Genomic DNA, 23,484 nt, shown 5'->3' on the forward strand with positions numbered 1-23,484 from the left:
GCGTAGCGGCCGGATGAGGGGGCCTTTTCCCCTGTGGGCAGCATGCGCTGCAATGATTGCCGCAATGCTGTTTCCGGCACAGGCCTTCGCGGCGGAGGAACACGGTCTGCCCGGCGCTGCGATGTCGCTGTGGTGGGCGCTGCCCTTTGCCGGGCTGCTGTTGTCGATCGCCACCGGCCCGCTGCTGTTCCCTCATCTCTGGGAGCATCACTACGGCAAGATATCAGCCCTATGGGCGGCGCTGGTGATCGTGCCGCTGGCATTGGCCTTCGGTGTCCCATCGGCGACCGAGGCGGTGCTGCATGCGCTGCTCACCGAATACATGTCCTTCATCATCCTGCTGTTTGCGCTGTTCACCATTTCGGGCGGCATTCTCGTTGCCGGCAACATCCACGGCACGCCGCTGGTCAATGCCGGGCTGCTGCTGGTCGGCGCGCTGCTCGCTTCGGTCATCGGCACGACCGGCGCCTCGATGATCCTGATCCGGCCGATCATCCGCGCCAACGACGCCAGGCCGTTCAATGCCCATGTCGTGATCTTCTTCATTTTCCTGGTGTCCAACATCGGCGGCTCGCTGACGCCGCTTGGCGATCCGCCGTTGTTCGTCGGCTTCCTGCGCGGTGTCGACTTCTTCTGGACGACGACGAACCTCTGGCGCGAGACGCTGTTCGTCGGCGGTGTCGTGCTGGCCGTCTTCTTAGGCATCGACATCATCCTGCATCGGCGCGAAAACGGTGCGCCGAAGATCAAGGACCCGACGCCGGACAAGACGGTGCGCCTGCGCGGCTTGGCCAACCTTCCGCTGCTGGCCGGCGTGATCGGTGCGATCTTGCTGTCGGCAACCTGGAAGCCGGGCGTGAGCTTTTCCATCTTCGGCGTCAGGCTCGAACTGCAGAATCTGGTACGCGACGCCATCATCCTGGCGCTGGCCCTGCTATCGCTTCCGCTCTCATACAAGAGCCACCGGGAAGCGAACGGCTTCAACTGGGGTCCGATAGCGGAGGTGGCGAAATTGTTTGCCGGCATCTTCATCTGCATCGTGCCGGTCATCGCCATCCTGAGGGCCGGCCATGACGGCGCGCTGGCACCATTGGTCGCCCTCGTCACTTCGCCCTCGGGCACGCCCAACGATTTCGCCTATTTCTGGCTGACCGGCGCGCTGTCGTCCTTCCTCGACAATGCGCCGACCTATCTGGTGTTCTTCGAGCTTGCCGGCGGCGACCCACGGCATCTGATGACGGAGGCCGCCTCGACGCTGGCGGCGATCTCGGCCGGCGCGGTGTTCATGGGCGCCAACACCTATATCGGCAATGCGCCGAACTTCATGGTCTACGCCATCGCCCGACATCGCGGCGTGAAGATGCCGGGCTTTTTCGGCTATATGGCATGGTCGGGCCTGGTGCTGATCCCGACATTTTTGGTCGCCGGGTTTCTGTTCTTCGGCTGATCAGCCCACGCCGACATAACGGCGAACCGCCGACGGGTCGGCGCGCAATTCCTCGACATCGACCGTCTCGCGATTGCGGCCGTTTTCGATGAAGGCAACGCGATCAGCGACCGAAAGCACCGCATCGACACGCTGTTCGACGAGGATGGTCGAAACGCCCATGTCACGCAGCTTCGACACCGTCTCGCGGATCTTGGCGATCATCGACGGCATCAGCCCTTCGGTGGGCTCGTCGAGCAGCAGCACCTGCGGCTCGAGGCAGAGCGCGCGCGCCATCGCCAGCATCTGCTGCTCGCCGCCGGACAGCGTACCGGAGCGTTGCCGCAGCCGCTGGCGCAGCAGCGGGAAGAGGTCGAGCACGTTTTCGCGCGTCGCCTTGCCCTTGCCGCGTGCCATCAGGCCGATCTCGATGTTTTCGGCCACCGTCATCTCGGCGAACAGCCGCCTGCCTTGCGGCACGTAGGCGACGCCGGCCCTGGGCACCTCGTGCGCCGGCAGTCCTGTCAATTCCTTGCCATCGAGCCTGATCGAGCCGGCGCTTGAGGGAACCAGCCCCATGATGGCCTTGAGCGTCGTCGTCTTGCCGGCGCCGTTGCGGCCGAACAGGCACAGCACCTCGCCCTTGTTCAGCACCAGGTCGAGGCCATAGAGCACCTGGACCTCGCCATAGAAGCAGTCGAGCCCCGAGATGGTGAGTGCTTGAGACTTGGCTTCAGTCATGGGGCGGTCCCCAGATAGGCTTCCTGCACCGCCGCGTTCTCGCGGATCGCTTCGGGCGTGCCTTCGGCCAGAATCTTGCCGGCGTTGAAGACAGTGATGCGGTCGGCCAGCTGCATGACGACAGGCATGTTGTGCTCGATCAGGAGCACGGTGGCGTTTTTGGCGATCTCGCGCACCAGGGTGATGAAATTGTCGATCTCGCTGTCGGCCAGGCCTTGCGTCGGTTCGTCGAGGATCAGCAGGCGCGGCTTCAGCGCCAGGCCCATCGCCACTTCCAGCAGGCGCTGGTGGCCGTAGGATAGCTGCCCGGCCGGCATGTGGGCACGGTCGGCCAGGCCCGTGCGTTCGAGCGCTGCCATCACCCCGGCACGCACCGCGCCCTTCGAGCGGCCATCGCTCAATGTCCGCTGCACCGGCAACGCTACATTGTCGTAGGCGGAGAGATTGGCAAAGACGCTGGTGATCTGGAACGTGTAGGCGATGCCCTGGCGAACCCGGATATAGGCCGGCTGGCTGGTGATATCGGCGCCGTCGAAGACGATCATCCCCGATGACGGCTGGATCCGGCCGCTGACCAGGCTGACGAAGGTGGTCTTCCCCGCCCCGTTGGGGCCGATGACGGCGCGGATCTCTCCCGGCATCAGCGCGAAATCGACGCCGTCCACCGCGCGCAGGCCACCAAAATTGCGCGACAGGCCCTTGGTGGTCAAAAGCGGCATCATGGCAGCCACCCGAGCCAGCGCTGGCGGACGCTGCCCAGAATGCCTTTGGGGAAAAACAGCACCAAAAGGATCAGCGCGATGCCGACGATCAGCAGATAGGCGGAGGTGTAGCCGCTGGTGATGTCGATGACATAATACATGAACAGCGTGCCGATCAGCGGCCCAAGCGTTGTGGCAGCACCCCCCAGCAGCACCCACAGCAGCGGCAGGATCGAATACTGCACCGAAGCGAAGCTCGATCCGACATAGCCGAACAGCAGCGCGTAGGCGGCACCCGACGCCGCGCAGATGGTGCCGGAGATGACGACGGCAGCGAGCTTGTTGGAGAAGGTGTCGTAGCCCAGCATCTTCGTCCGCTCCTCGTTCTCGCGGATGGCGACCAGCACGCGGCCATATCGGGAGCGGACAATGGCCAATGTGACGAGCAGCACGATCGAAAACAGCGCCAGCGCTGTCATGTAACGCACCGTCGGATTGGTGAGCTCGAGCGCTGTCGCGCCGAAGCTGAGCACCCGCGCCGGCTGCGGCACGACCATGCCCTGGTCACCGCCAGTCCACGTCGCGAAATAAAGAATGAGGAGATAGAAAACCTGGGCGAACATCATGGTGACGATCATGAAGGCGACGCCCGTGGTGCGCAGAGCCAGGAGACCGATCCCGAGTGCCAGGACAGCGCCGCAGGCAATTCCGCCGAGGAAAGCCAGCGGGACGTTCCAGCCGAGCTGGATGACGGCAAGGCCGGCGCCATAGAGCCCGGCGGCAAAGAACATCGCATGGCCGAGACTGAGCAGGCCGACATAGCCGAACAGCATGTTGTAACCCATGGCAAAGACCGCCAGCACCATGATGCGGGCGAGCAGGCCGTGATAATACTCCGGCAGCAGGAAGCTCAGCACGAAGAGCAGGGCGATGACGCCGAGATGCAAGGTATAGGCCTTTGCCGGCGAAGCTTCGCTCATCGCGATGCCGTCCCGAACAGGCCTTGCGGCCGGAACACCAGCACCATGGCGACCAGCAGCGTGGCGATGATCTTGGCCAAAGTCGGCGAGAAGAACATCGAGATGATGCCGTCGGACATACCGATCAGCACGGCGGCGACGACCGTGCCGCGCAGCGAGCCGAGGCCGCCGATGATGACGACGATGAAGGAGAGCAGCAGCGGATCCTGCCCCATCAAATAATGCGCCTGGCTGATCGGCACGATCAGCACCGCGGCAATGGCCGCCAGCATGGCGCCGAGCGCGAAGACGCCGCCATAGACGCGGCCGACGGGAATGCCGAAGGCTTGCGCCGTCTCGCTGTCATACTGCGTGGCACGCATGACGAGGCCGATCTTGGTGCGCGTCAGCACCAGCCAGGTCGCCAGCAGCAGGAGGGCGGAGGCGGCGATAACGGACAGTTTGTAGCCGGAATAGCCGAACCACGGCAAAAGGATGCGGTAGCTGAAAGGCGGCTCCACCGGCCGCGCCTCCGGACCGTAGAAGGTCAGCGCCAGCTGCTGGATGATGTAGAGCATGCCGATGGTGGCGACGATGGTGGCTTCCGGATTGTAGTTGAGCCGGCGCAGCACCAGCCGTTCGGCGACCAGCGCAAGGGCGCCGACGATCAGCGGCGCAATCACCAGCGCCGCCAGGAAGCCGAGCGCCGGGTGGCCGCCGATCGCGGTGGTGATCGCCCAGGCGAGCACGGCGCCCAGCATGAAGAACTCGCCATGCGCGACATTGACCACCCGCATGACGCCGAACACCAGCGACAGCCCAAGCGCCGTCAGCGCCAGCACCGCTGATGTGACGAGGCCTTCGAGGGCGGCGAGGAGGAGGTGGGGACCGAAGTGCATCGGCTATGCACCGACGGATGCGCGAGGCACCCCCCTCTNNCGCAAGGGGGGAGATTGGATCTCGTCACTGATTTCGCCAACCATCAACGCTCGCAGATGGGCGCCGCCGTACGAACTGCCGATCTCCCCCCTTGCGGGGGAGATGTCCGGCAGGACAGAGGGGGGTGCCTTGGCGCTCACGCTGCTGGAGCTAAGCTCACAGCGCCTGCGTCGTATAATCCCCTTCGGCCTCGTAAAGCCCGTCCTCGATCTTGGTCTTGTGCACGACCTTGAGCTTGCCGCCTTCGACCTTGGAGATGTTCTGGATGCCAAAACACTGGTGGATCTTGCCGTTGAAGGTCTTTGGCCCCTGAGGGTGCTCGGGGCCTTCGGCGAAGGCGGTCAGCGCTTCGGTCGCCTCGACCAGCTTAGCGCGGTCTTCGGGTCCCTTGTAGCCGGCGTCTTCCATCGCCTTCTTGACGACATAGAGCGTTTCCCAGCAGCCGAACATGTGGGCGGCGGTGGAGACGTCCTTGGGGTCGCCGACGGCCGCACCATTGTCGTCGATGCCGACAGCGGCACGATAGGCCTTTTGCGCCTCGGAATCATCGGCTTGTGCATAACGCGGCGAGCCTTCCCAGAAATGGCTGCCGTCGAGGAACTCCAACCCGGGGCTGTTGATGTCGGTGGCTTCAAGCGAATCGATGAAGCCGAACAGCTGCGGCCGGTTGGAGCCGTAGAACTCGCCGAGCTCCTTGACGAAGGTGAGCACGGCCGGGCCGACCATGACGTGGTAGATCACTTCGGTCTCGGCCGGAATCTGCGGGAAATACTTGGTGAAGGACGATTCCGTCGGCGGGATGGCGATCTGCGCGATGACCTCGGCGCCTTGCGCCTTCAGTGCCGGCGGCAGGTAGTCGCGGTGGTCGTAGCCGAAGGCGAAATCGGGGAAGATCTGCGTCACCTTCTTGCCGGCATTGGCCGCGATCCACGGCGCCATCGACTGGATCTGGCTCTTCACATCGGTGATGCCGGGCTGGAAGACATAGCGGTTGAGCTTGGTCGAGGCGACGTGGTGGCCTTCGCTGACAACGAAATAGGGCATCTTGTTTTCGCCGGCGGCGGGCGCCGAGCCGATGACGACATGCGAGAACAGCGTGCCGAAGACGATGTCGGTCTTGTGCTGGGTGGCGAACTTGCCGACCACCTCGGCGCCACGGCCGGGATCGGTGCCGTCATCCTCGATGATCACCTCGACCTGACGGCCATTGATGCCGCCGGCGGCATTGATCGCCTTGACCGCGGCGGCCGTCGTCTTCTCGTACCAGCGGCCATAGGCGGCGCCGATGCCGGTGCGGTGCGACTGGAAGCCGATCTTGATCGGCGCCGAACTCTGCGCCTGGGAATAGCGGACGAAGCCGGGGGCTACAGTGAGGCCCGCGCCCGCGGCCAAACCCTTCAGCGCCGTGCGGCGGGTGAGGGCAGTCTTGGAGAGGTCGAAAAATCCGTTCCTGTCAGCCATGTTCGTTCCCCTGTTTTTCAGTCTTGACCAACGATAAGGCGGCTTCGGCATCCTCGCTCAGAGGACGCAAAAATTGCATGTGTACAAACTAAATCACCAAAGCCTTGATGTGGCAAGCGAGCTTTCCCCAACGACATCGGGGCCGCCCTTTTCTCATCCGGCGGTCGGCGTGGCAAGCAACCAGAGGCCGAACACCGTATAGGCGATCATCAGCAGAGTGAGCGGAAACTGGCTGAGCGCGGCACGGGCAGGCTGCGGATGCAGCCGCCAGGCGAAGCCATGGGCGACGAGGACGGCGAGCACATGGCCAAGGATGATGGCGCCGGCCTGGACATTCCACAGCCACCACGCCGAGTCCGCCCCGGCAACGATGCCGGCTTCGATCTGGATGTCGGCGGTGCCGAACAGGTTCCAGCCCAGCGCGAACGGGTCGGAGAGCGCGGCAAGCGCATACTGGCCGTCGACGAGCAGCGCCGTCAGATAATGCGCGACATGGTAGGCAAGCGCGATCGGCACGATCGACCAGACCAGAAGGCCAGCCGCCTGGCCGAGCGTGTGATCGCTACCGGCGAGACGCTGGCCGAGCCAGACGGCGAGCAGGAACACCGCCGCCAGCAGCACGAATGTCAGGACGAGCCCGAAAGTGCCGCTGCCGATCAGCGCGGTGCGGCCGGGAAATTCGAGCGGGTTGATGCCGAACAGGCCGAGCCAGAAGAAGGTTTTCGACAGGCCGTCGAAGGACACCGACGACAGGGCCAGCAGCAGGAAGGCGATGCCGCTGGTCGGCAATGGCGCGGCGGCCAGCAATTTGGCGCCCGGCCAGCACAGGCCAAGCCGGCCGTCTTCGTTGCGCTCGACGATGGCGAAACGCGCCACCATCGAGAAGAAGACCGTCAGGAATTCGCCACTGGGGCTCCAGGCGCGATAACCGAACGCCAGCATGGCGAGGAAAGAGAACAACCAGTAGAGACCGGCGGCTAGGGCCAGCCGCGCCGGATCGTCGGGCGCTGGATCGATGAGTTCGAACCAGGCAAAGGCGAAGAACAGGATGACAGCCGGCCAGCAGCCCAGCCATCGCGGGAGACACCATGCCCCTTCGTTGTTTCCGCCTGACAGTCGCGAGACGAGACGCCACGGGCCAACCCAGGGGTTCAGCCATGACCAGAGATCGCCGAAGACGCCCTGCAGCAAGGTGACGCCAGCCCATAGCAGCGTCCAGATTACCAAAGGCAGTGGATTGGAAAGCGGGTCGCGGCTGCCGAAAAGGCCTGCGACGATGAGGATTGCAAAGCCGGCAAAGGATATCAGGCTGATGGCTATCCGGGAGGCGTCGCTGAAAGCGAAGAGCGGCAGGCGGCGACGCCAGAAGCGATCGAGTGACTCCGCCGGCAGCAGCGCCAGGACGAGGAAGCTGATGGCAACGGCGAAGGCGCCGCCGACCAGATAGTAGCCGGTGGGCAAGAGCAGGACAGAGGGGGGCGCTAAGGAACTCACGCTATCCAAGAGCCCCCATCACCCCTCACACCTTGACCAGTTGCTCCACGCGATCCTTCTCGCCGAAAATCCTGATGTAACGCTCGATCTCGTTCTCATCGCCGGTCGCCTTGGCCGGATTGTCGGAGAGCTTGACCGCCGGCCTTCCATTGGCCTCGGTGACCTTGCAGACCAGCGATATGGCGTCGAGGCTGTTGGTTTCGGTCGGCGCGCAGCCTTCGAAATCATTGGTGAGGTTCGTGCCCCAGCCGAAGGACATACGCACCTTGCCCTTGAAGTGGCGGTAGGTCTCCTCGATCGTTTCGACCTCGAGCCCGTCGGAGAAGATCAGCAGTTTCTGCTTGGGATCCTTGCCCTTGTCGCGCCACCAGGACAGGATTTTTTCGCCGCCTTCGATCGGTGGCGCGCTGTCGGGGCGAAAGCCCGTCCAGTCGGCCACCCAGTCCGGCGCGTCGCGCAGGAACGAGGCGGTGCCGAAAGCGTCGGGCAGCACGATCAGCAGATTGCCGCCATAGTAGCGCTGCCAGTCCTGCAGCACCTTGTAGGGCGACTGTTTCAGTTCTTTTTCCGAATTGGCGAGGGCGGCGAACACCATCGGCAGTTCATGCGCGTTGGTGCCGAGCGCTTCGAGGTCGTTGTCCATCGCCAGAAGCACATTTGAGGTGCCGGTGAACGCCTCGCCGATGCCTTCCTTCAGCGCTTCGACGCACCAGCGCTGCCACAGGAAGGAATGCCGCCGGCGCGTGCCGAAGTCCGAGATGCGGATGCCGGGCAGAGCCTTCAGCCGCTCGGTCTTGGCCCACATCTTGGCCTTGGCGCGGGCATAGAGCACGTCGAGTGCGAAAGGCCCGAACGCCCGCATGGCGGCGCGAGATCGGAGTTCGTTGATGATCGCCAGCGCCGGGATCTCCCACAGCGTCGTGTACATCCATGGCCCGCTGAAGGTCAGTTCATACTGCCCGTCGCGCTTCGACAGCTCGTATTTGGGCAGCCGGAAGCCTTCCAGCCAGGCGAGGAACTCCGGCTCGAAGATCTGCTTGCGGCCGTAGAAATTGTTACCGCCGAGCCAGATCATCTCCTTCTTGGAGAAGCGCAGCGTGCGGGCATGGTCGAGCTGTTCGCGCAGTTCGCCCTCATCGATCTCGTCGGCCAGCCGCACCGAAGTCGTGCGATTGATCAGCGAGAAAGTGGTGTCGACCTTGGGATACATGCCCCAGATCATCTGCAGCATCAAAAGCTTGTAGAAATCCGTGTCGAGCAGGCTGCGCACGATCGGATCGAGCTTCCAGGTGTGGTTGTAGACCCGCCGCGCAATATCGGTCTTAGCCATGTTTCAACACCGCCTTCGCTGCCTGCCATCCACAACCGCGACAGGCCTCATAGCATCGAATTGGCCAAAGCGCTGCCCGGTTTCAGGCTGGCCCGACAAAAAGAAAACCCTGCACGGACTGACGATCACCGACAGTCGCCGCAAGCCGCAGGCCGGTGTCAGCTCCCGGTTTTGGCGCCGATGACCCTGAGCGCCGGACGCTTGCGGCGGCTGACGATGCGGCCCGCCACCGGGGCGTCGGCGCGGCCGTCATCCCCGGCCTTCTCGGCAAACAGCCAGTCGATGAACACCTGCACGATCGGCGTCGCCCGCATCTCGTTGCGGCAGACGACATAGAAATCGTCGACCGCCGGCACCGAGAGGCTGAACGGCGCCACCAACATGCCCCTGGCCAGCAGCGCGCTTGCCGTCACGGAGTCGCCCAACGCCACGCCATGGCCATGCACCGCCGCCTCGGTCGCCATGCGCGCATCGCCGAGATGATGGCGGCGGCCCCGCTCCAGGTCCAGCGCATCGGCGGCCGCCAGCCAAGTGTGCCATTCGCGGCCGTCGTCGCCATGCAGGAAGACATGGTCGGCAAGGTCCCTGACGCTGCGGATCGGGCGGTTGTTGATCAAGGTCGGGCTGACCACCGGAAACAGTTCGAGGCCCGACCATTTGCGCATCCAGCAATCGGTCCAGCTGCCGTCGCCATAGTGCACGCAGACGTCGATGTTGGGCGCCCGCAGATCCTTGGGGTCGTTGGAGGGGATAAGCGTCAGCCTGATATCCGGATATTGCGCCATGAAACTGCCGAGCCGCGGTGTCATCCACAGCAACAGCAGCGCCGGCACGCAGGAGACTGAAAGTGTGCCGCTGCTCGCCGGCCTTGTCATACGCTGGGTGGCGGCGGCGATGCTATCGAAGGCGGTCGATACGGCAGGCAGCAGTTCGGCGCCGTGCGGTGTCAGCTTGACCCGCTGGCCGGCCCGCTCGAACAGCTTGACGCCAAGCGACTGCTCGAGCGCCTTGATCTGGTGGCTGATGGCGCCATGCGTGACGTTCAGCTCACTGGCCGCCTTGGTCAGCGAGCCATGCCGGGCCGTTGCCTCGAAGGCGCGCAACGGATTGAGGGGAGGCAGGCGTTTGGCCATGAACGTCCACGTTTATTGTGAGATTTTCTCACAGAAAACACCGTAACAATATCAATTGATTTTTCAATGCCGCTGCCAGACACTTGAGCCCGGAACAGCATCAAGACGTGAAATCTGCAGGCAGCCAGCGGGACAGCGACCCGGCCGGATGACGGTCGGTTCGCCAGGCATCACCAAAGGTCGCACTGCATCAGCCCGGCAGGAGGAGTGCAGATGGGTTACGATCGCGGCAAGCTCGACGCCTTGCGTCGCAAATATGGCGAGAGCCATGGCGGCGAAATGTTCGACCCGAAGTTCCGCAAGGTCGCCGACAAGATCTTTTCCAAGAGTGGCACGCGGCTCGCGCCCTATTCCGGCATCCCGACCTTCCTCGCCGCGCCCTACCGCGAAATATCAGCCGACAATCCGGATTTCGGCGACCTGCAGGTGGCGATGATCGGCGTGCCGATGGATCTCGGCGTCACCAACCGGCCAGGCTCCCGCTTCGGGCCAAGGGCATTGCGCGCCATCGAGCGCATCGGTCCCTACAATCACGTGCTGGAATGCGCGCCGACGCATGAGCTCAGGGTTGCCGACATCGGCGATACGCCGTTCCGCAGCCGCTACCGGCTGGAGATCAGCCATGACGATATCGAGCGCCGCACCAACCAGATCGTCGATGCCGGTGTCATCCCGCTTTCGATCGGCGGCGACCATTCGATCAGCCATCCGATCCTGAAGGCGGTCGGCAAGAAGGCGCCGGTCGGCCTGATCCATATCGACGCCCATTGCGACACCAGTGGCCTGTTCGACATGACCAAATTCCACCATGGCGGGCCGTTCCGCAACGCGGTGCTTGACGGCGTGCTAGATCCGACGCGCACCATCCAGATCGGCATCCGCGGCTCGGCCGAGTATCTGTGGGAGTTCACCTACGAGTCCGGCATGACCGTGGTCCATGCCGAGGAGGTGACCGGTCTCGGCATTCCCGCCATCATCGAGAAGGCGCGCAAGATTGTCGGCGACGGCCCGACCTATGTCTCCTTCGATATCGACAGCGTCGATCCGGCCTTCGCGCCCGGCACCGGTACGCCGGAAGTCGGCGGGCTGACGACGCGCGAAGTGCTCGAGCTGCTGCGCGGCCTCAAGGGCCTCAACATCGTCGGCGGCGACGTCGTCGAGGTGGCGCCGCAATACGACGCCACCACCAACACGGCGCATGCCGCCGCACAGGTGCTGTTCGAGATCCTGAGCCTGATGGTGTTCAGCCCGGCGATAACAGGCAAGGGAGCCTGACGTTCAGAAAAGCAAAGGCGGCCGCCGCGCTGGAGCCGGCGGCCGTATCAAACAAACAAAGCTTCCAGACAGGGGAATGACAATGACAATCCGTAAGACATTCACATCCATCGCCGCCGTGCTGATGCTTGGCACCGCCGGTTTCGGCCTTTCAATTCAGGCCGCCAGCGCCGATGCGCTGGCAGACATCACCAAGGCCGGCGCCATCAATGTCGGCGTCTTCGCCGATTTTCCACCCTTCTCCTCGGCCAGCGCCGACATGAGCCTCAAGGGCTATGACATGGATGTCGCGCAATACATTGCCGACACGCTCAAGGTGAAGCTCAATCCCGTCGCGGTCACCGGCCAGAACCGCATCCCGTACCTCAACGACCACCGCGTCGATATCCTGATGAGCGTCGGCTATTCGAAGGAACGCGAGCAGGTCATCGATTTCGCTGCCGCCTACGCGCCCTACTACATCGCCGTGATCGGTCCGGCAGCGCTTTCGGTCAAAGGCAAGGAAGACCTTGCCGACAAGTCGATCGCCGTCAACCGCGGCACGCTCGAAGACACCTCGCTCACCGAGGCGGCACCCGCTTCGGCCGACATCAAGCGCTTCGACAACTACAATTCGGTGATCCAGGCCTTCATCTCCGGCCAGACCCAGTTGATGGTCGTCGGCAACGATGTCGGCGCGCAGGTGCTGGCCAAGCAGGACGTACTGAAGCCGGAGCAGAAGTTCCAGCTTCTGACTTCGCCTTCGCATATCGGCCTCAACAAGAACGAGGACAGCCTGAAGAAGGCGGTCAACGATGCCGTCGCCAAGATGCTGGCGGACGGCAAGCTGGACGAAAGCTCGAAAGCCTGGCTGAAGACGCCGCTCAACCCCGACAACCTCAAGGATTGAGTTTCCGTGGCCTTTGCCTGGCTTCCAGGTGCTTTGGGCGACATCGCGCGCGGAGCGCTCACGACGATCCTGTTGATCGCCGTGACCACGCTTGCGGGAACGTTCCTCAGCATCCTGGGTGCAGCGGGTCGCCGAAACGGCCCGGTGCTGCTCAAGCGGGCCATCGCCTGGTATGTCGAAATCATCCGCAACACGCCGTTCCTGGTGCAGCTGTTCTTCATCTTCTTCGGGCTGCCCAGCCTCGGCATCAGGCTCGATCCGGTGCTGGCCGCCATGCTGGCGATGACGCTCAACATGGCGGCCTACACCATCGAGATCGTCGGCGCCGGGCTTGACGCCGTGCCCGGCGGGCAAACGGAAGCAGCCCTGGCACTGGGCTTGAGGCCACGCCAGGTGTTCATCAAGATCGTGCTGCCGCAGGCGCTCAAGGTGATCTTTCCAGCGCTGACCAGCCAGATCGTCATCATGATGCTGGAGTCCGCCGTCGTGTCGCAGATCGCGGTGCGCGAGCTGACCTACGAGGCCGACATGCTGCAGGCGCGCACCTTCCGCTCCTTCGAGACCTATTTTGTCGTGACGATGGTCTATCTCGTCCTGTCGATGGCCCTGCGCCGGCTGCTGGTGTCAGGCGGACGACGCGTGCTCGGGGCTGGCGTGTCATGATCGAATTCACCTTCTGGGATATCGTGCGCAACCTGCTGCTCGCCGCCCGCTGGACGGTGCTTTTGTCGCTGGCCGCCTTCATTGGCGGCGGCATCGTCGGGCTGATCGTGTTGTTCTTCAGGATCGCCAAGAACAAATGGAGCCGGCGCATCGCCTCCGGCTACATCGCCCTGTTCCAGGGAACGCCGCTCTTGATGCAGCTGTTCCTGATGTTCTTCGGCCTGCCGATGCTCGGCCTGCGCATCGAGCCGTGGACGGCGGCGGTGCTGGGCCTCACCTTCTTCGCCAGCGCCTATCTCGCCGAAATCTGGCGCTCCGGCGTCGCTGCGCTGCCATTGGGCCAATGGGACGCCGGCGCCAGCCTTGGCCTGCACTATCTGCAGGAACTGCGGCTGATCATCCTGCCACAGGCGTTTTCGATCACCCGCGCGCCGACCGTTGGCTTCCTGGTGCAACTGATCAAATCGACCGCGCTGACCTCGATCATCGGCTTCGAGGAGCTGGTGCGGACCTCCAACGCCATCAACAATGCGACCTTCGAGCCCTTCAAGGTCTACGGGCTGGTGGCGCTGATCTTCTTCGTCATGTGTTTCCCGCTGACGCAATATGCCCGTTCGCTCGAGAAACGGGCGGCGGCGCACTGAGCCGAAGGCATGTTGTGTTGACCACGAATAGCTGCCTATCGCGAGGCCCGCCGACATGACGGATTTCACTGCTATCTGGCGGCGACATCATGCTGCCGATTGGCGGAGATGAAGATCGCAAGGACGAGGCGCTCCCCGCGAACGGCGATACAAACAAAATACCCCCGTACCCGATCGTGAACCTTGGCCCGAAAGCCCGGCTTGGCTAGAGTTCTAGGCATGCTGAACGCCATTCACCACGTCGCGCTCATCTGCACCGACTACGACCGGTCGCGACGGTTCTACGTCGAACTCCTCGGCCTCGATCTGATCCGGGAGGTCTATCGGGAGGAGCGGCAGTCATGGAAGGCGGATCTGCGGATCGGGTCGGTTCAACTGGAATTGTTCTCCTTCCCTGCACCAGCGATGCGGCCGTCCCATCCAGAGGCGACAGGCCTGAGACATCTGGCATTTTCCGTGGCGAATCTTGATCCCGTAATTATGCGCCTGGAAGCCGCAGGCGTTGCCGTTGAGCCAATCCGGATCGACCCATATACAGACCAACGGTTTACCTTTTTCAGAGACCCGGATGGATTGCCGCTGGAACTCTACGAAGCCCCATAAGGAACGGTTCGCTTTCGCGACGGCGCTATGTACTGACGGTCTCATCGGTTGATGCTGCGCAGTTCGGCCTGAAGCGGTACTGACGGTGAGGCGCGTGCGCGCCAAAAATCATTCCCGCCAGAACGGCTTCGCGATCTCGGCCTTTACCTGTTTCATGGTCAGCCCGATGTCGTCGATGAGCTCCGGCAGATCCATCGCCATACGTGCCAGCTCGTGCCGGAAGTAGGCACGGTCGCGCCACGCCTTGATCAGGCTCTTCAAACTGGGCCGGCTCTGCGTGTGTCCGGCCGCCTTCGATTGCCGTTCGCTGGGGTTGAGGCGCATCGCGCCGTAGACATCGGATAGGTTGGTCAGAATCGTTCTCATGGGTGCGATCCTCGATATCAATGGCCCTGTCTGCGGGGGTATGCTGGGAACGTGAGCCTCGGCGAGGGAACGCACCATCGGTCAGATGCGGTGTTTCGCGTCCTGCATTTGTAGTATTTTGCTGCGGTAGCAGTTGAAACCATGCCGATCCGATGACAGAGAGCTTTATGGACCGCCCCGCGACGTCTTCACCGGCTGACGCGCTATCGGGCCGCGAGCGCGCGGTGGCGGAAAGATTTGCCTCGGGCCTGACCTATCGGGAGATCGGCGAGGCGCTGTTCATCGCGCCGTCGACCGTCCGCACCCATCTCGCCGCGATTTACGAGAAGCTCGGCGTCAACAACAAGATCGCGCTTGCCTCGCACATCAATGGCGCCGCACGCGCCGTGCTGGCACCCTCGCTGGCCGATGCCTCGCCGGTGCTCGCCATGTTTCCGATCGAATGCCTGAGCGGCGAGGAACGCTGGCACCGCTTCGCCGACGGCCTGTCGTCGGACATCAGCATCGATCTCGCGCGCTATGCCGATCTGCCGGTCATCGCCTTCCACACCATGAAGTCGCTCGGCAGCGCACCCGCCGATTTCGTTGCCGATGGCAAGGCGCTGGGCGCCACGTATATCGTCTCGGGCCAGCTGCGCGCCGACGACCGGCGGGTCAGGCTGACGATCGAGCTTGCCGACGCAGGCAACGGCGTCAGCCTGTGGAGCGAGCGCTATGACCGCCCCGTCGAGGACATTTTCACGCTGCAGGATAGTCTGACCGAGAGCGTCATCAACGTGATCGCCGGCAGCTACGGAGCGCTCGCCACGGTCGGCCGCAATGCGATCCGCCGCAAGCCGCCCGCTAGTCTGCGCGCCTATGATCTTTATCTGCTTGGTGTTGAACGGCAGGACACATTTAGCCGCGCCGGCATTGCCGAAGCGATTCGCCTGTTTTCACGCGCGCTGGAGCTTGACCCCACCTTGGTCAGGGCCTGGACCCAGCTTGCCTATGCCTATTCGATGGAGGCCTGCCAGGGCTTCAGCGACGATGCGCAGGGCTCGATCGAGAAGTGGCGGGCATCGGTTGAAAACGCGATGCTGCTTGATCCGATGGACAGTGCTGCCTGCAATTGCCTTGGCGATCTCAGGGGATGTCTCGGCGACTTCGAAGGAGCGGAGCGCGCGTATCGCCGCGCCTTCGAATATGGCTCCAATCACGCCGACACGCTGGCGCTGCTGGCCGGCAGCAAGGCGCTGGTTGCTGGCGATCCGGCCGAAGCGATGCCGCTCATCGAGCGCGCCATGCTCCTGAATCCGCTGGCGCCGTCTTGGTATTTCCGCATGCAGGGCCGCATCCAGTTCGCCGCCGGCAGGCATCGTGAGGCCATCGCATCGCTACGCAGGGGAGCGCTGGATTCTCCCAATGTGATCATGTTCCTGGCGCTGGCGCATGCGGCGGTTGGTGAGGCCTTGGAGGCGGCCGGGTTAGCGGCCCGGTTGCAGACCGAGTTCCCGGAGTTTTCGGTCGAACGCTTCATCGCCGGCTACCCCGTGACCAACCCAGATGCCGTCAAGGCCATTCGTCAGGCCGCAAAGCTGGCGAAACTCGGATAAGGTGGCACGCAGGGACCGGGCGGGTAGCCGTAGCCCTTCTTTCACGGCCGAGGTTCGTTCAACTTTGCCAGGAATATCCGTTACGTCATCGTGTCGGTCGCTCGAAATAATGACTTGTCCTGGATCGCGGAGGGGGATGTGACATGGTGGATTCTGATCGGATCGACAAGCTGATCGCAGCGGTGCCCCCCGCCTTGGCGCTTCGCGCCGGGTTGGACCTTGGCATCTTCACCCGGCTCGGTGGCGATGCTGCGACTGCCGACAGCCTTGGGGCCGCGCTCAATGTCGAGCCCGACCGTCTGTCGCGGCTCCTCTACGCGCTCGCCAGCATCGGTCTCCTCGAAGTCGAGGATGGTCAATTTCGCAACGGAGCCGAAGCGTCCACCTTCCTCGACGCGTCCAAGCCGACCTATCGCGGCGGCGATCATGCGCTCCTGCGCGAGCTCTGGGGAGCCGACCTGCTGACCGCGGAGTCGCTGCGACAGAACCGGCCGGCTGCGCTGCACGACTTTTCCGAAGCGGGACCTGAGTCCGCGGCGACCTTCAGCCGCATGCTCGCGCCCGGCGGGGTGATTTTCGGCCGACATCTGGCCCGGGAGATGGACCTCTCTGCGGTCGGTTCGGTGATCGACATCGGCGGGGGGGCCGGGACCATTCTCGTCGGACTTCGCGAGCGGTGGCCGCAGATTGCGGCGACGCTGATGGAACTCCCAACGGTCGCAGCGGTCGCGCCAGCTATCCTGTCGGAATACGGTGCCGACGACGTGGTTGTCGAAGAGGGGGACATAACTGTCGCGCCATCGATCGGTCGGCACGATCTGGCAATCCTGAAGGCCGTCGTCCAGGTCCTCCCGCCGGACCAGGCGCGCAGTTCGATCCTGAACGCGGCGCGTTGCCTCACACAAGGAGGCGAGATCGCAATTGCGGGGTGGGGTGTCGTCGACGACGACCGCCTCGGCCCACCTGAGGGTGTCTTTCTCAATCTCACCTTCTTGAACCTCTATCGCCACGGCGAATCGTACACTGAAGGTCAGTATCGCGCATGGATGACCGAGGCTGGATTCCGGGATATCTCCAGGTCGCGCCTGACGGACGGCTGCACCTTGTTTCGTGCGCGCCTCATGGGCTGATCGTGGCTGAATGGTTGGTTTCGGACGCAAGGCTATCCGAGGCGCCCCGACCCTATCCGGGCAGTCCTGCAACCTTCAGCGCCGAGAGCGTTCGCTTGTCCGGCGTCAACTCGGAGCGAGCCATATCTATGAGCTCGTATCGGCGAGCAAAATTCCTTTCCGACGAATGGTTGAGGAGTGCGGTCTCCGATTGGAGCCGACCCTGACATGCGGAATTGCGACCCCTCTTGAAAGCGTGCGCTTTACAAAGTGACTTTGGATGGAGAAGAGGCGCGAAGCCCCCAAAATCTCGATAACGTGTCCGCTTCGGGGCGCGAAGCTGACTTTACCACATCGAACGCGCTGGTCTGCTTTCAAGCCGATCCAACTTGAAAGCTGACCATCCGCTTGCGGCCCAAACAAGACGCTGGAATCTGTGCGCAAGCTGTCCGCTCCTGGAGCGTAGCGGCTTTTCGGACGAGCGGCTTCGAATGTCCGTTTCCCACACTTTGCGATCTTCATTTGCGAGCGTCGCTTGCTGGAGTTGCGTTGGACAGTCGGAGGCCAATGGTATTTTTAATGAGACGCTAATATACATAGACGCCCGAAGGAGCAGCGTCTGCCAGATACTTGAGGAATGCCATGCGGAGGTTCATCTTCACGGCAATGTGTATCGTTGCGGCAACGGCCGCTAGCGCCCACGATTGGTACGAAGACAAGATAGACCCGCAGACGAAATTCAAGTGTTGCGGCGGTTCTGATTGCCGCGCCATACCTCGCTCTTCGGTGCGGTTAAGGGTCGACGGTGGCTACATTTACTTGCCGCATAATTTCATCATCCCACGGGACCGTGTACAGGAATCCCCGGACGACCAATACCATATCTGCGAGAATGCCTACGTCGTAACCAATCAGCTGTATTTGCGTTGTTTTTTCGCACCTCGTGCCAAGATCTCTCTGCTTCTCCCACGTTGAGTTACATGCTGCGCGTCGCCGAAGCGGTGGCCGCTTTGCCTTCAATGCTCGAACACGAGCGGCGGCGCGAGCCGATCACGCCGCAGCCAGCGCGCCAGCAGCAGCGCCGCAACCACGGCCAGCCCCGACGACAGGCCGATCCAGATGCCGACGCGTCCGCCGGCTGCATCAACGACCGACTTGCAAGAGCCATCCCTGAACAGCGCGCTCAATCACATGTATCAGCCGTTTTCAGCGCTTCCGCGCGGTAAGCTTTGTCTAACACGCCGACCCGTCGGACAGAGGCGTAGAACCGTGGGTAGTCGCCCGAACACAGGTCGAACAGGTGCAGAAACGCCGGAACCTGTTCACCGTACACAGCAGTCGCGGCGAGCTTTGCGTTGTTGATCGGGGCATCGAACCAGGCATCGTATCCCCGGTATCGGCCCCAGCGTCTGTCGCGCATGTGTCGGTAGCGCATCCGCAGCCGTTCAATCGCGGCCGTCTTTGCGGCCAGCTTTTGCTCCGAGGTACCGGAGCTGGAGTAGACTTGCCTTAACTCGTCGCGGGTCTGCGACACCAGCGCAAGAAATTCAGCTTTGCGCCTCCGGGCAGCTTCGTAGCGGCGCAATGCGGCGGTATCGCCAGCCGCGCGCAGCCATTTTCTCACGCCGGTTGTTTCGACGGCGACAGCGAACGCCTCATTGAATGCGGAATCGTCGTGCACGTAGACGCGCTGGTGGGCCAGTTCATGGAAAACCAGCCCTGCAAGATAGGTTTCATCCTGGCCGAGCATCGTGCTTAGCAGCGGGTCACTTGACCAGCCAAGCGTGGAATATGCAGTGATGCCCGTCACATAGACGTCCATGCCCTGTCCTTGAAGTTCGACAGCGGTTTCGTTCGCAGACTTCTTGGAGAAGTATCCCCGGTAGGGCACGCAGCCGAAAACGGGAAAACACCATGTTCGCGGCGTCAGCGAGAATTCCGGCGCGGCGAAGACAGCCCATGTCACCGAGTCCCGACCGATATCAACGTAGCTGCGGTAGCTATTGTTGTCGGGCAGCGCCAGCTCATCTGTTGCGAACTGTCGTATGGCGCTCGCCGATTCCATTCGGGCGCGCAATGCCTTCGGCGTCGAAGGATCTTCGATCAGTTTTCCGACATCCTTGCGTGCCGTCATGATCTGCAGATGACCCTTCATGGATTGCGCGTAGTAGGAAATACTGGTGCAGCCGGTCACGCCGGACACCACGATCACAACGGCAACCCATCGAAAGAATGCGCGCATCACGATTTGCCCAAAGCAGTGCTCACCCGTTCCGATAGGGTCGCGATTGCCTCAGGTCTCTCAAGCAGTCGCATTGATTTGATCGAGATCTATAGCTTTCTAAAGAACCCGGACAGAATATTCGGACCTACTTCTCCGGGCCGCAGTCTAATCCCGTCCTCGAAGCAGTTCAGCGTCACGCATTGGAAGCCGGCATGTGCGAGGAGTGCCACCAGCGAGTTACGGTCGAAGTGGTGCAGGTGCTCGTTGGGAAGACGCATACGCCACGTCCGGAACCACGCGTCACCTTCCGTGCCGAGTTCGCGCCAGCGGCAATAGGGGACGGCGACGGCCAGGTAGCGGGCCTGAAGGCCGGTGAGAAAACCCAGATCCGGGATGTGCTCAAGCACGTCGAACATGGCGACGAGATCCCACGAGCTGGCGAGCGCCTCATCCCAATCGACAAAGCGGACGTTCTTGGGCAGCGGAAACCTGGCGATGTCGCAGCCGGCGCAGTCGGCGACCCCGGTTATTTTCGCGGCTTCGACGAATGTGCCCGTGCCATATCCAATCTCCAGCACGGACCGAGGGATCTCGCCGGTGAGTCCCAGCACCCAGCCAAGTCGCTGATATCCGAGCTTGATGGTCCGGTCACTCAAATCCTCGTAGTAGGAAATGTATTTCTTGTCGTACTCGATCGGGGTGAAGTCGATCTGGTGGATCACGCCAAACCGGTCCAGCTCGTAGTTGTCCAACATTAGCGTGCGGCCTCCGGATTCCAGTTTCTTACATGGCAGAGCTAAACCAACGCAACCAGACAACTGAGCGGTTCCGGTATTCGGGCGGTAGCGGATCGGCGGCTTTAGCCATGTGGCTCCCAATCACGGACGGTCAGGTTACGGCCCCATATTGAGACGTTCATCGCTTCGGGACTAAGCGTCGGCCTATGGCGCGTGAAGGCGCCAGAGTGGCGCCTATGTTTCCGGCGCCGATGATTCCAATCTTCATTGGTATGTCCTTCGCGACTGTTAGATGTTGCTGATGCCGACGTCAGACCGGCAGCCCGAGCTGCTTTCGCAGGCTTTTGTCGAATGCGGACGCGGGGACGAAGCGGCGCAGGAGACTGACCTGGCGCGCCATTTTTCCCGCCGCATAGCGTTTCTTGGGAGCGGGATCGATCGCAGCGGCCAAAACCGTCTTGGCTACCAGTTCGGGCGCATCGCCTTTTTCCATCGATTTCCGCACGGCTACACTCATGCCAGCGCGCGCGGAGTGATAAATATCAAGCAACTGATCGGGAGCGGCGAGATTGTCCTCGAATGACGTACGGGTATAGGCGGGCTCCACCAACGAAACGCGAATGCCGAACGGGCGCAATTCGTGATCGAGCGATTCGGAATAGCCCTCGATGGCATGTTTGGTCGACGCGTAAAGCGCGAAATAGGGAGCGGGGATGAACCCCTGTACCGAACTCAAATTGACGATTCTGCCCTTCCCTTGGCGTCGCATTGCCGGCAACACCGCGTTGGTCACGCGAAGGACGCCGAAGACGTTCACGTCGAACAGCGCCTGAGCCTGGGCGGTCGAGGACTCCTCCGCGCCGCCAAACAGACCCATGCCGGCATTGTTGACAAGCAGGTCGATGCGTCCGGCCTTGGCCAGAACGTCATCGACCATTTTCGCAACGGACGCGTCGTCGGTCACGTCGCAGGTCAGCATGGTAACGCCGTCGGATTGGTTGGAGGCTCCACGACGGCTGGTTCCGAATACGCGAAAGCCAGCGCTTAGCAAGGCTTCGGCGGTAGCCCGCCCGATGCCGGAAGATGCCCCTGTCACCAGAGCGACGCCAGGATTGGTCTTGTTCATGGAAATCATTTCTTTCTTCGTGTTGGATCGGAGTTGGAGAAGCATGAAAGGTCGGTGTGAAGGGTGCCAATCATTAGCGCCCCTGGCCCTCGCGTCGGGCCGCCGGGGCAGTCCAGCGCCTGAACAAGGCGCTGGCATTCACGCCTCCAAAGCCGAAGCCATTGGAGATCGCGTACTCCATCTCCATTGGCCGGGGCTCGTTTGCGACGAAGTCGATGCCATCGGCGGCCGGATCGGGAGCGCTCAGGTTGAGTGTCGGCGGCGCCACCTGGTCCCGGAGCGCCAGGATCGCGAAGATGGCACCAAGCCCCCCGGCCGCGCCCAACAGGTGTCCGGTCGCCGATTTTGTTGCGCTGACGGCTATCGCGAAATCGCGCCCGAACACGCTCTTGATCGCTTCGATCTCACCCAGGTCGCCGACTGGCGTGGAGGTCGCATGCGCATTGAGATGACGAACCTCGCGCGGCGAAATCCCTGCCTGGGCAATCGCGATCTCCATGGCCCGGCGCGCACCGTCGCCGTCCTCGGGACCAGAGGTGACGTGGTGGGCATCCGCCGTCGTGCCGTAGCCGACGAGCTCGGCGAGCGGTTTTGCGCCGCGCGCCAGCGCATGGCTCAACGCCTCGATGACCAGCACGCCGGCTCCTTCTCCCATGACGAAGCCGTCCCTCGATGTGTCGAAGGGGCGCGAGGCTTGAGCCGGCGCCCAATTGAAGCCGGTTGAGAGAGAGCGTGCCGCAGCAAACCCACCGAGACTGACTATGTTCATGCATGCTTCCGTTCCCCCGCACACTGCGATGTCGGCTTCGTTTGCGCGGATGAGACGAGCCGCGTCGCCGATCGCCTGGATGCCGGCCGCACACGCCGTCACTGGTGCGCCCAATGGACCTTTGAAGCCATGACGGATTGAGATGTGGCCGGCTGCGAGGTTCACCAGGAAGGACGGCACCGTAAAGGGCGACAGGCGGCGGGCACCACGCAGGTCGACCGTGCGCACCGCCTCGGTGATGGCGGGGAAGCCGCCAACCCCTGAGGCGATGATCGTTGCTGTGCGCAGGCGATCCGTTTCCAAGGCAGGCTTCCATTTCGCCTGTGCAAGCGCCTCCTCTGCAGCAGCCAGCGCAAAGAGAATGAACCGATCCACCTTGCGCTGATCTTTTGCGGACAGGACGCCATCAGGATCGAAGCCAGCGTCCGGATCTTCATCCAAGGAGGGAACCACGCCGCCAATCTTCGCCGGCAAGTCTCCCGCGACATCGTCAGGAAGCCTGCGGATGCCCGAACGACCGGCCAGCAGGCGCGACCATGACGCTTCGACATTGGCGGCAAGGGGCGTGACCGCTCCCATGCCTGTGACAACAATCCGTCGCATTTATTTTCCTATCAAGTTGAGTGCGGCGCCAGCACTGCGCACGCCGTTCAAGCGCGGGCTGCTTTGCGAACCTGATCGGTCGCCGCATCCAGAAAAGCTTGCGCAAGATCGGGATCGTTGACGACGCGCGAGAGGAGGACCGCGCCGACCATTGTCGAGAGAATGGCCTTGGCCTTGCCTTCGGACTCCTCACCATTGGTCTCGGCAATGAAACGGCCGAGGATCTCCAGATGCTCGTTGATGCCTGCTTCGAACGACGCTTTCACGTCCTGGCCCTGTCTGGCGGCATCCGAACCGAGTGCCACGATCGGGCATCCGTCCATCCTTTCTCCGCGATGGCCCATGTTGAGATAGAAGGAGATCACTGCTTCGAGCGGATGCTCAGGGCTTGCAGCAGTTGCCGCCGACCATCGGTCGGTGGCGCTCTCCATAGCCCGCCTGGACGCTTGAGCTGCCAAGTCCTCCTTTGACTCGAATTGCTTGTAAAAGGCGCCCTGCGTCAGCCCCGCACCCTTCATCAGATCCTTGAGGCCGATGCCGTCAAAGCCGCGCTCGCGAAAAAGGCGGCTTGCCACATTGATGACGGTCTCGCGGTTTTCCGCGGCTTGAACGCGACTCACTCGCATCGTCGATCTCCTTTTTTGATTGCGTTCGTAATCTATAATCGATATAGAGGTCGAACGCAATCTATTTTGAG

At 62.6% G+C, this 23,484-nt stretch carries 23 protein-coding genes; 8 read left to right on the plus strand and 15 right to left on the minus strand.

Annotation, left to right across the window (positions count from 1 at the left end; genetic code table 11):
• Nucleotides 1-52: 52 nt before the first annotated feature.
• Nucleotides 53-1,447, plus strand: coding sequence for a sodium:proton antiporter (locus tag FCU66_RS09905; RefSeq protein WP_246093841.1), 1,395 nt, complete (start codon nucleotides 53-55; stop codon nucleotides 1,445-1,447).
• Here the strand turns inward: FCU66_RS09905 and FCU66_RS09910 are convergent, their stop codons facing one another.
• The 8 genes from FCU66_RS09910 to gcvA form a co-directional block, all read right to left on the minus strand.
• The gene (locus FCU66_RS09910) at nucleotides 1,448-2,167 is read right to left on the minus strand and encodes an ABC transporter ATP-binding protein (RefSeq protein WP_136616034.1); all 720 of its coding nucleotides are present in this window, start codon (nucleotides 2,165-2,167) and stop codon (nucleotides 1,448-1,450) included.
• On the minus strand, nucleotides 2,164-2,889 hold the full coding sequence (locus tag FCU66_RS09915) for an ABC transporter ATP-binding protein (protein WP_136616033.1): 726 nt from the start codon (nucleotides 2,887-2,889) through the stop codon (nucleotides 2,164-2,166). The genes FCU66_RS09910 and FCU66_RS09915 overlap by 4 nt, the downstream gene beginning before the upstream one ends.
• The gene (locus FCU66_RS09920) at nucleotides 2,886-3,848 is read right to left on the minus strand and encodes a branched-chain amino acid ABC transporter permease (protein ID WP_136616032.1); all 963 of its coding nucleotides are present in this window, start codon (nucleotides 3,846-3,848) and stop codon (nucleotides 2,886-2,888) included. Before FCU66_RS09920 ends, FCU66_RS09915 begins: the two co-directional genes overlap by 4 nt.
• Nucleotides 3,845-4,726, minus strand: coding sequence for a branched-chain amino acid ABC transporter permease (locus FCU66_RS09925; RefSeq protein WP_136616031.1), 882 nt, complete (start codon nucleotides 4,724-4,726; stop codon nucleotides 3,845-3,847). Before FCU66_RS09925 ends, FCU66_RS09920 begins: the two co-directional genes overlap by 4 nt.
• Before the next feature lie 196 nt (nucleotides 4,727-4,922).
• Nucleotides 4,923-6,227, minus strand: a complete 1,305-nt coding sequence (locus tag FCU66_RS09930) for an ABC transporter substrate-binding protein (protein WP_136616030.1) — start codon at nucleotides 6,225-6,227, stop codon at nucleotides 4,923-4,925.
• A 153-nt stretch (nucleotides 6,228-6,380) separates the two neighbouring features.
• On the minus strand, nucleotides 6,381-7,721 hold the full coding sequence (locus FCU66_RS09935) for a hypothetical protein (RefSeq protein WP_246093842.1): 1,341 nt from the start codon (nucleotides 7,719-7,721) through the stop codon (nucleotides 6,381-6,383).
• A 25-nt stretch (nucleotides 7,722-7,746) separates the two neighbouring features.
• Nucleotides 7,747-9,051, minus strand: a complete 1,305-nt coding sequence (gene pncB, locus FCU66_RS09940; protein ID WP_136621074.1) for a nicotinate phosphoribosyltransferase — start codon at nucleotides 9,049-9,051, stop codon at nucleotides 7,747-7,749.
• Nucleotides 9,052-9,209: 158 nt separating this feature from the next.
• Nucleotides 9,210-10,184, minus strand: coding sequence for a transcriptional regulator GcvA (gene gcvA / locus FCU66_RS09945; RefSeq protein WP_136621075.1), 975 nt, complete (start codon nucleotides 10,182-10,184; stop codon nucleotides 9,210-9,212).
• A 213-nt stretch (nucleotides 10,185-10,397) separates the two neighbouring features.
• Between gcvA and speB the strand changes: the two genes are divergently transcribed.
• The 5 genes from speB (at nucleotide 10,398) to gloA2 (ending at nucleotide 14,258) form a co-directional block, all read left to right on the plus strand.
• Nucleotides 10,398-11,459 carry an agmatinase gene (speB, locus tag FCU66_RS09950; protein WP_136621076.1) on the plus strand — a complete coding sequence of 354 codons (1,062 nt, stop codon included), beginning with the start codon at nucleotides 10,398-10,400 and terminating at the stop codon, nucleotides 11,457-11,459.
• Nucleotides 11,460-11,541: 82 nt separating this feature from the next.
• Nucleotides 11,542-12,348 carry a transporter substrate-binding domain-containing protein gene (locus FCU66_RS09955; RefSeq protein WP_136621077.1) on the plus strand — a complete coding sequence of 269 codons (807 nt, stop codon included), beginning with the start codon at nucleotides 11,542-11,544 and terminating at the stop codon, nucleotides 12,346-12,348.
• Between the two features lie 6 nt (nucleotides 12,349-12,354).
• Nucleotides 12,355-13,011 carry an amino acid ABC transporter permease gene (locus FCU66_RS09960; RefSeq protein WP_136621078.1) on the plus strand — a complete coding sequence of 219 codons (657 nt, stop codon included), beginning with the start codon at nucleotides 12,355-12,357 and terminating at the stop codon, nucleotides 13,009-13,011.
• Entirely contained in the window at nucleotides 13,008-13,655 is a 648-nt protein-coding gene (locus tag FCU66_RS09965) for an amino acid ABC transporter permease (RefSeq protein WP_136621079.1), read from the plus strand. The genes FCU66_RS09960 and FCU66_RS09965 overlap by 4 nt, the downstream gene beginning before the upstream one ends.
• A 219-nt stretch (nucleotides 13,656-13,874) precedes the next feature.
• The gene (gene gloA2, locus FCU66_RS09970) at nucleotides 13,875-14,258 is read left to right on the plus strand and encodes an SMU1112c/YaeR family gloxylase I-like metalloprotein (protein ID WP_136621080.1); all 384 of its coding nucleotides are present in this window, start codon (nucleotides 13,875-13,877) and stop codon (nucleotides 14,256-14,258) included.
• A 108-nt stretch (nucleotides 14,259-14,366) separates the two neighbouring features.
• Here gloA2 and FCU66_RS09975 read toward each other — a convergent pair whose 3' ends face one another.
• Nucleotides 14,367-14,624, minus strand: a complete 258-nt coding sequence (locus tag FCU66_RS09975) for a DUF1127 domain-containing protein (RefSeq protein WP_246093843.1) — start codon at nucleotides 14,622-14,624, stop codon at nucleotides 14,367-14,369.
• Between the two features lie 167 nt (nucleotides 14,625-14,791).
• Between FCU66_RS09975 and FCU66_RS09980 the strand changes: the two genes are divergently transcribed.
• Together FCU66_RS09980 and FCU66_RS09985 are read left to right on the plus strand one after the other, a co-directional pair.
• Nucleotides 14,792-16,219, plus strand: a complete 1,428-nt coding sequence (locus tag FCU66_RS09980) for a LuxR C-terminal-related transcriptional regulator (protein WP_246093844.1) — start codon at nucleotides 14,792-14,794, stop codon at nucleotides 16,217-16,219.
• Nucleotides 16,220-16,362: 143 nt separating this feature from the next.
• Nucleotides 16,363-17,349 carry a methyltransferase gene (locus FCU66_RS09985; RefSeq protein ID WP_136621082.1) on the plus strand — a complete coding sequence of 329 codons (987 nt, stop codon included), beginning with the start codon at nucleotides 16,363-16,365 and terminating at the stop codon, nucleotides 17,347-17,349.
• Nucleotides 17,350-18,344: 995 nt separating this feature from the next.
• On the opposite strand, the gene FCU66_RS41050 is transcribed toward FCU66_RS09985, so the two are convergent.
• From FCU66_RS41050 to FCU66_RS10010, 6 genes are all read right to left on the minus strand, one after another.
• Complete coding sequence (locus tag FCU66_RS41050; RefSeq protein ID WP_168992100.1) at nucleotides 18,345-18,515, minus strand: hypothetical protein; 171 nt, start codon at nucleotides 18,513-18,515, stop codon at nucleotides 18,345-18,347.
• Nucleotides 18,512-19,570: an aminopeptidase gene (locus FCU66_RS09990; RefSeq protein ID WP_136621083.1), complete on the minus strand. Its 1,059-nt coding sequence runs from the start codon at nucleotides 19,568-19,570 to the stop codon at nucleotides 18,512-18,514. Before FCU66_RS09990 ends, FCU66_RS41050 begins: the two co-directional genes overlap by 4 nt.
• An 89-nt stretch (nucleotides 19,571-19,659) precedes the next feature.
• The gene (locus FCU66_RS09995; RefSeq protein WP_136621084.1) at nucleotides 19,660-20,307 is read right to left on the minus strand and encodes a class I SAM-dependent methyltransferase; all 648 of its coding nucleotides are present in this window, start codon (nucleotides 20,305-20,307) and stop codon (nucleotides 19,660-19,662) included.
• Between the two features lie 292 nt (nucleotides 20,308-20,599).
• A complete protein-coding gene (locus FCU66_RS10000; RefSeq protein WP_136621085.1) occupies nucleotides 20,600-21,415 on the minus strand; it encodes an oxidoreductase in 816 nt (271 codons plus the stop codon).
• Nucleotides 21,416-21,488: 73 nt separating this feature from the next.
• A complete protein-coding gene (fabF, locus tag FCU66_RS10005; RefSeq protein WP_136621086.1) occupies nucleotides 21,489-22,787 on the minus strand; it encodes a beta-ketoacyl-ACP synthase II in 1,299 nt (432 codons plus the stop codon).
• A 47-nt stretch (nucleotides 22,788-22,834) separates the two neighbouring features.
• Nucleotides 22,835-23,413 carry a TetR/AcrR family transcriptional regulator gene (locus tag FCU66_RS10010; protein ID WP_136621117.1) on the minus strand — a complete coding sequence of 193 codons (579 nt, stop codon included), beginning with the start codon at nucleotides 23,411-23,413 and terminating at the stop codon, nucleotides 22,835-22,837.
• Nucleotides 23,414-23,484: the final 71 nt, after the last annotated feature.

Origin of the sequence: Mesorhizobium norvegicum, assembly GCF_004919685.1 — a bacterium.
Lineage (GTDB): Bacteria > Pseudomonadota > Alphaproteobacteria > Rhizobiales > Rhizobiaceae > Mesorhizobium > Mesorhizobium norvegicum.